Origin of the sequence: Niastella populi, from assembly GCF_002078015.1 — a bacterium.
Taxonomy (GTDB): domain Bacteria; phylum Bacteroidota; class Bacteroidia; order Chitinophagales; family Chitinophagaceae; genus Niastella; species Niastella populi.
In genome coordinates, this window is sequence record NZ_LWBP01000020.1 from 1 (window position 1) to 7478 (window position 7478).

The following is a 7478-nucleotide window of genomic DNA, read 5'->3' on the forward strand; positions in this document are numbered from 1 at the left end:
CGATACTGGGGGTGTTAAAATCAGGAGGTGCTTATGTGCCGATCGATCCTGAATATCCTCAAGACCGTATTAATTATATGCTGAGTGATAGCCAGTGTAAAGTAGTGATAGACGAACAGGAATTGGAATGCTTTAAAAAGGAAGAAAAAAAATATTCGATAAAGAAACTAAAGTCAAAAAATAATCCGGGCCATTTAGTTTATGTGATCTACACTTCGGGTTCCACAGGTAAGCCCAAAGGAGTAATGGTTGAAGACAGAGGAGTAACGAATCTGATTTATTGCCAAACAAAGGAATTTAATATAACGGAAACAGAGAAAGTTTTGCAATTTTCTAATTATTGTTTTGATGCTTCAGTTGAGCAAATCTTCCTGGCATTATTTAACGGAGCCTCTTTGATTCTAATTGCAAAAGATTTACTGTTGAATACAAGTGCTTTAGAAGCTTTTATACAGGAACACAGGATAACGCATTTACATACTACACCTGGTTTCCTTGAAACTATAAATCCTGCCAGTTGCAAGGTTCTGAAGAGAGTCATTGCCGGGGGAGAAGCATGTAGAAAAGGATTAAGGGAGAAGTGGGCTGGTGTAGCAGATTTTTATAATGAATATGGTCCTACAGAAACGACAGTAACAGTTATTGAGTATTGTTGCCCATATAATAGTTTAGCAGGGCTGGATGTTTTGCCGATAGGAAAACCATTGTCAAATAACACTGCGTATATATTGACCGAAAGCTTATCGTTATGCCCAAAGGGAGTGATGGGCGAAATCTGTATCGGTGGAGCAGGTTTAGCCAGGGGGTATTTGAACCAGGATGCCCTCACAAAAGAAAAATTCATATCAAATCCATTCAGGGCAGGCGAACGCTTATACAAGACCGGTGATTTAGGTAGATGGTTACCTGATGGCAATATAGAGTTTATAGGCAGAAAAGACGACCAGGTAAAGATAAATGGTTATCGGATAGAGTTAGGGGAGATAGAACAGGTTCTGCAAAGTCACAAAGAGATAGAAGAAGTAGTAGTACTTGCCAAAGAAAACCAAAACAATGAAAAGGAACTGGTGGCATATCTCATCAGCAAATCAGAACAAAAGCCAGGCGAATTAAGAAATTATTTGAAAGAGATTCTTCCGGAATATATGTTACCGGCCCATTATGTTCAGTTGGAAGCACTTCCATTAAGTTCTAATGGTAAAATAGACAGGAAGGTATTACCTGATCCGCAGGGACTGGGACTTAAGAGCGGGATAGAATATATTGCCCCAGGAAACGAGATAGAAGAAAAGTTAGAAATGATCTGGCAGGAAGTTCTTGGGAAGGGAAAAGAGAAACTTGGAATAGATGAAGGATTTTTTACGGTTGGGGGCAATTCAATAAAGCTTATCGCTTTACAATCAAAAATTGAACGCGGGTTTAAGACAAGTTGCCCGGTAGCTTTATTATTTCAATACAGTACCATCCGTCAACAAGCAGATATGTTGTTGCAGGGAAATTCAGTTGAAATTAATAGTGTTGCGGAATCAGACAGGTTAGCATCTGCATTGCAGGAAGAAAGTAGTGTTGAAGGTAATACCGACATTGCTGTTATCGGTATGTCAATAAAAGCTCCCGGATCTAAAAACATCCAGGAATTTTGGAAAAATCTGAGAGATGGAAAAGAATCAGTTACGCATTTCAGTCGCGAAGAACTTTTGTCTTTTGGTATATCTGAGGATACATTAAATAATGAAAATTATGTTCGGGCAAATTCGCACCTGGAGGATAAAGAATGTTTCGATTCGGACTTTTTTGGATATATACCGGATGAAGCCAAAACAATGGATCCACAAACACGGGTTTTTCATGAAGTTGTATGGTCTGCTTTAGAAGACGCCGGATATGACCCGATTATTTACAAAGGATGGATTGGTTTGTATGCCGGGGCGGCAAGTAATATTGAGTGGGAGGTTTTTAACCATATATCGGATGCAGGTATAGTAGATGATTTCTCGGCAAGCCAGTTGAGTGATAAAGATTTTTCAAACACACTAATAGCACATAAACTAAATCTAAATGGATCGGTAAATGCCATAAATACGGCATGTTCAACTTCCCTGGTCGCCATCCATCATGCAGTGAGAAGTATACTTACAGGAGAGAACCATATGGCAATTGCCGGCGGAGTTTCAATTAGGAATAGCGAAAAAGAAAAAGGGTATTTCTACCGGGAGGGAATGATAGCATCAAAAGATGGTCACAACAGAGCTTTTGATATTAATTCAAGTGGCACAATAGGAGGAGAAGGAGCTGGTGCTGTGGTATTGAAAAGACTATCGGCTGCAAAAAAAGATGGTGATCAAATTTATGCAATAATCAAGGGAAGTGCGGTTAATAACGATGGAAATAGAAAGGTGGGGTATACCGCACCGAGCGTGGATGGTCAGTCTGAGGTCATCAGGTTAGCACATAGAGTGGCAAATGTAAGTCCGGAAAGTATATCGTATGTAGAGGCACATGGTACGGCTACAAAACTGGGCGACCCAATAGAGGTCCTTGCATTAACCAGGGCTTTTGGAAAGAGTGTAAATAAATATTGTGCTTTGGGTTCAGTAAAGACGAACATAGGTCATCTGGATACCGCAGCGGGAGTCGCAGGCTTTATTAAAACAGTATTGTGCCTGAAAAATAAAGAATTGGTGCCCTCATTGCACTTTGAATCGCCAAATCCTGAAATTAATTTTGAAGAGAGTCCATTTTATGTCAATACACAATTAAAAGAATGGTCCCGGGGAGATTTTCCTCGTCGTGCCGGAGTTAGCTCGTTTGGTATTGGAGGAACAAATGCTCACGTGATACTGGAAGAAGCACAACCTGCGCCTGCAAAAATAAAAGATCCCTCACTTCAGATAATAGCGCTTTCAGCAAAAACAAGCGGAGCCTTAGCCAGGCAACAGGAAAATTTGAAAGAATTTCTAATCGAAAATAAAAATGTAAACCTGGTGGATGTATCCTGGACATTACAAAACAGGCAGTCCTTTCCATATAGAGCATCTTTTGTAGCACAAACTGTTGACCAGGCAATTGAATGTTTGGAAAAAAATGAAGGTATAAAATCACAAAGCGGAAAGATTCAAGGTGAGGGAAAGAAAAAAATAGCCTTTCTGTTTCCAGGGGGAGGGTCGCAGTATCAAAATATGGGGCTTGGGTTATACGAGATGAAAGAAAGTGTCTTTAGAAAAACAATGAATGATTGTTTTGAAATTGCAGAAAAGCTAAGTGATATTAATTTCAAAAATATTTTATATCCGGATAACCCGGGCAAAAATAATGAGATCAATGAGATCATAAACGCGCTGCCGTTACTTTTTATGTTCGAATATTCCCTGGCCAAACAGATAGAGTATTATGGGATAGAGCCGGATGTTATGATTGGCCATAGTATGGGAGAATATGTCGCAGCCTGTTTTGCCGGAAGTCTTACAGTGGAAGGCGCATTGAAAATGTCAATTAAACGTGGCGAATTAATGCAGGAATTACCAAAGGGAGCGATGATGGCGGTCGAAATCTCAAGCGATAAGATTGGTGATTATTTGTCGGATCGTGTTGATTTAGCTGCTGTTAATTCACCGACCAGTTGTGTTATTTCCGGATATACAGACTCAATAGTGGAGTTGTCAGAAAGATTCGAGCAGGAAGGTATCTCTGCAAAGATATTGCATATATCACATGCATCTCACTCGATAATGATGGAGCCAATGCTCGATGAGTTTACAGAGGCAATCAGGGACGTTGATATACAACCATCAAAAATACCATACATCTCTAATTTAACCGGTTTGCACATTACTTCAAAAGAGTTGAGTGATAAAAAGTATTGGTCAAGACATCTTAGAAATACTGTAAAATTCTCCCGGGGTATTAAGGAAGTGCTTTCTCATGATAACACGATCTTTATTGAGGTTGGGCCCGGAAATTCACTTGGCAGCTTTGCACGACAGCAATTTAAAAAAGGTACATCAGCCGAAGTGCATCAACTAATCAGGCAACCTAAAACAGCGTATGATGATAAGAGATTTTTATTCGATAAAATATCAGATTTGTGGCGATCGGGGTTAGAAATACGCTGGCCTCAGTTAAATAATGAAAGTATAAAAAACAAAATATCGCTGCCTACCTATGCTTTTGAAAGAACAAGATATCCGATGGGAGATGTGATGAAGGTGATCACTAAGAAGCTGGAGCAATTTAACGAGGAGAAACGTTTGGAGGAATCAGAATGGTATTATGAGCCATCCTGGAGAAAGTCAAAACTACCGCAACAAGGAGATCTATGGCAGGAAGGTGATTGGTGTTTGGTTTTTAGTGACGAAGGAGATATCGGAAAAAAAATGACTTATTCCCCTGAAATAAGCTCGGATAAAATAATCACTATCAAAGGTGGATCTTGTTACAGGAAAATAAATGAGTTCGAATTTGAATTGAATCCTTACGAGTATGAAGGATACGAAAAATTATTTAGTGAGTTACATAGTGAAGAAATTCACCCGAAACACATTGTTCACCTACTAACCCTTGACCAGCATACACAAACAGAAACATCACAGGAAAATATAGAAAGAAACAAGGCCTTTGGATTTTATAGCCTGCTTCATATTGCTAAGGAATTGAATAAGATGGATAATCAATTGCCAATAAATCTTTCTGTAATTACCAATAATCTGGAAAGTGTATTCGACGGGGAAACGATTCATCCATCTAAAGCTTTAATTGCCGGAATTCTTATTGTAATGTCTCAGGAAAATCCTGCCATTCAAGGTAGGCTTATTGATATATCTCTGGAAAGTAGCCGTGGGAATGTACTGACTGAATTGGCAAGAGAAGTTAAATCTGATGTCCGTGAAAAATTTCTTGCATATAGGAATGGCATCAGATGGGTTAAGCATTATAATAGTTTGACAATGCCATCTATAGAAAAAACACAATCGAAAATAAAGCATGGCGGAACTTATCTGATTATAGGAGGCCTGGGTAACCTTGGTTTTATCTATTCGAAGTATTTACAGGAAAAATACAAGGCTAATTTAATTTTAGTCGGCCGAAGCAATATTTCAACCTCAGGAGTTGCACAAGCATCTTCAAAAGATTCGGGTACCGGAAACAATGAACTAAAAAGAAAAGAACGACTTCAATTATTACAGGAAAATGGAAATGCGGTATACTACAATGCCAATATATCTGATTTCGCTTCCATGAAACAAGTGGTTGAAAGTGCAGAAATTAAATTCGGAGAAATTAACGGTGTTATTCATACGGCGGCTATTGTAGGACGAGAGGCATTTGTTGGAGTTAATTTCTTATCTGTTGCCGAATGTGAAAAGCAATTTGATCCTAAAATGAATGGTATTCAGGTAATTGAAGAACTATTCAGAAACAGGGAATTGGATTTTTGTTTGTTTACTTCTTCTTTAGCATCGATAATTGGAGGGAAGGAGTTTGGAGCGTATGCACCGGCATGCGCATATATGGATTACTTTTCATGCGCACGCAGGATAAAAAATTGCGTGAGTGCGAATTTTGGATCTTTTAATTTCGGAGAACCAAAGTTAGGACCGGCACCTAATCAGCCAGACGCATTAAATCAAACGGAAATAGTAAAAGTTTTGGAAGTGTTATTGTTGGCCGATGATCCTCAAATACTTGTTTCTCCCGTTCAGCTGGAAAATCGGATTAAAAAATGGGTTTATCCAAAACCAGATAACAAGCTACAGATCACGGAAACTCCTGTTGCTTCCATAAATGTGGAACGGTTTAATTTATCTGCGGTTTATTCTCCGCCCAAATCCAAAACAGAGGTAGAATTGTGTTATATGTTTGAAGAGTTTTTTGGGAAAACTGAAATCGGAATTGATGATAATTTTTTTGAACTCGGCGGAAACTCTTTAAAGGCAATGACATTAATTTACCGCATTCATAAAAAATCAAATATTCGACTTAAAATCAGAGACGTATTTGAACATTCCAGTATTAAAGAATTGGCTAAGAAAATTGACCTGTTAACTGGGATTACTCACATGCAGGAGGAACAATCAACTATGAATTTTGAAAATAAAATCGAATTGTAATGGATAAACTCATTTCTCATCTATTACAAAATGGCATTTATCTTTCTAAAAAGGGCGATAAGTTAAGTGTTGAGTATAATGGAGATATGATTTCTGACGACTTGCTGAAGGAAATTAAGAATAATAAAGATGAATTGTTAAGATATCTTGGTAGGGAGAACATTAATCCGGATTATCAGGATATAATTCCGGTCAAAAACGCAGAGTCATACAGTTTATCAAATGCCCAGCGAAGACTCTGGGTATTGAGCCAGTTTGAAGGTGTTTCGGCTGCTTATAACATGCCCGGGAGAATATACCTGAACCAGGAAATTGATATTGAAAACTTCAAAAGAGCAATAGATTCTGTAATAGAAAGGCACGAGATTTTACGCACAGTTTTTAAAGAAGACAAAACAGGGAAGATCAGGCAGTGGGTGTTAGGAAAGGAGGATTTTAGTTTTGAGATCGGCTATAAGGACTTCAGACAAGCGCAAAACAAGGAAGAAAAAGTAAAGGAATATATAACGGAAGATTCGTATAAAAATTTTGATCTGGTAAATGGTCCCTTATTAAGAGCCGCTTTACTGCGGGTGGAGGATAGTATGTATGTTTTTTGCTATAACATGCATCATATCATAAGCGACGGTTGGTCACTGAACGTATTATCCAAAGATATTTTCTCATATTATAATGCCTATAAGGAGAATAAGCAGCCGCAGAAGAAAAAACTTAGGATTCACTACAAAGATTACTCAGCCTGGCAGTTAGCCCAGTTGAATGAGAAATCCTTTATTGCTCACAGACGTTACTGGCTTGACAGCCTTAGTGGAGAATTACCAACAATAGATTTGCCTGGCACAAAGCAGCGTCCACAAATAAAGACCAGTAATGGGCAAGGTTTAACTACATACATAGGTTCGGAAGCAACCGATAAACTAAAAAAATATTCGCAGGCAAGTGGAGGAAGTCTCTTCATGGGACTGCTTGCAGTATGGAATATTCTGGTGTATCGTTATACATCTCAGAAAGATATTATTATTGGGACTCCGGTAGCGGGAAGAGAACATACAGAATTGGAAGATCAGATAGGGTTTTATGTAAATATGCTGGCTTTAAGAATTGAGGTTGATCCTGATGAAAGCTTTCACGGTTTTTACAAGTCTTTAAAAGAGGACATCTTAAATAGCTATAGCCATCAAATGTATCCTTTTGATTGTTTGGTAGAAGAACTAAACCTGCAGAGAGATGCAAGCAGGAGTGCGGTGTTTGATGTACTGCTTGATTTTCACGATCTTGGAGATGGGGCAGAAGAACTTGAATTATCAAAAGAAGGGATAAATCAGATTGTAGATCTGGGATATCGCACATCAAAATTTGATATAGAGGTTA

The 7478-nt window shown here is 38.4% G+C and carries 2 protein-coding genes; both read left to right on the forward strand.

The features are described from left to right. Positions 1 to 11: 11 nt before the first annotated feature. Entirely contained in the window at positions 12 to 6107 is a 6096-nt protein-coding gene (locus tag A4R26_RS04850; protein ID WP_278248406.1) for a polyketide synthase, read from the forward strand. Further along, a partial coding sequence (locus tag A4R26_RS04855) for a condensation domain-containing protein (protein WP_242674823.1) occupies positions 6107 to 7478 on the forward strand: 1372 nt, incomplete at its 3' end. The genes A4R26_RS04850 and A4R26_RS04855, both read left to right, overlap by 1 nt.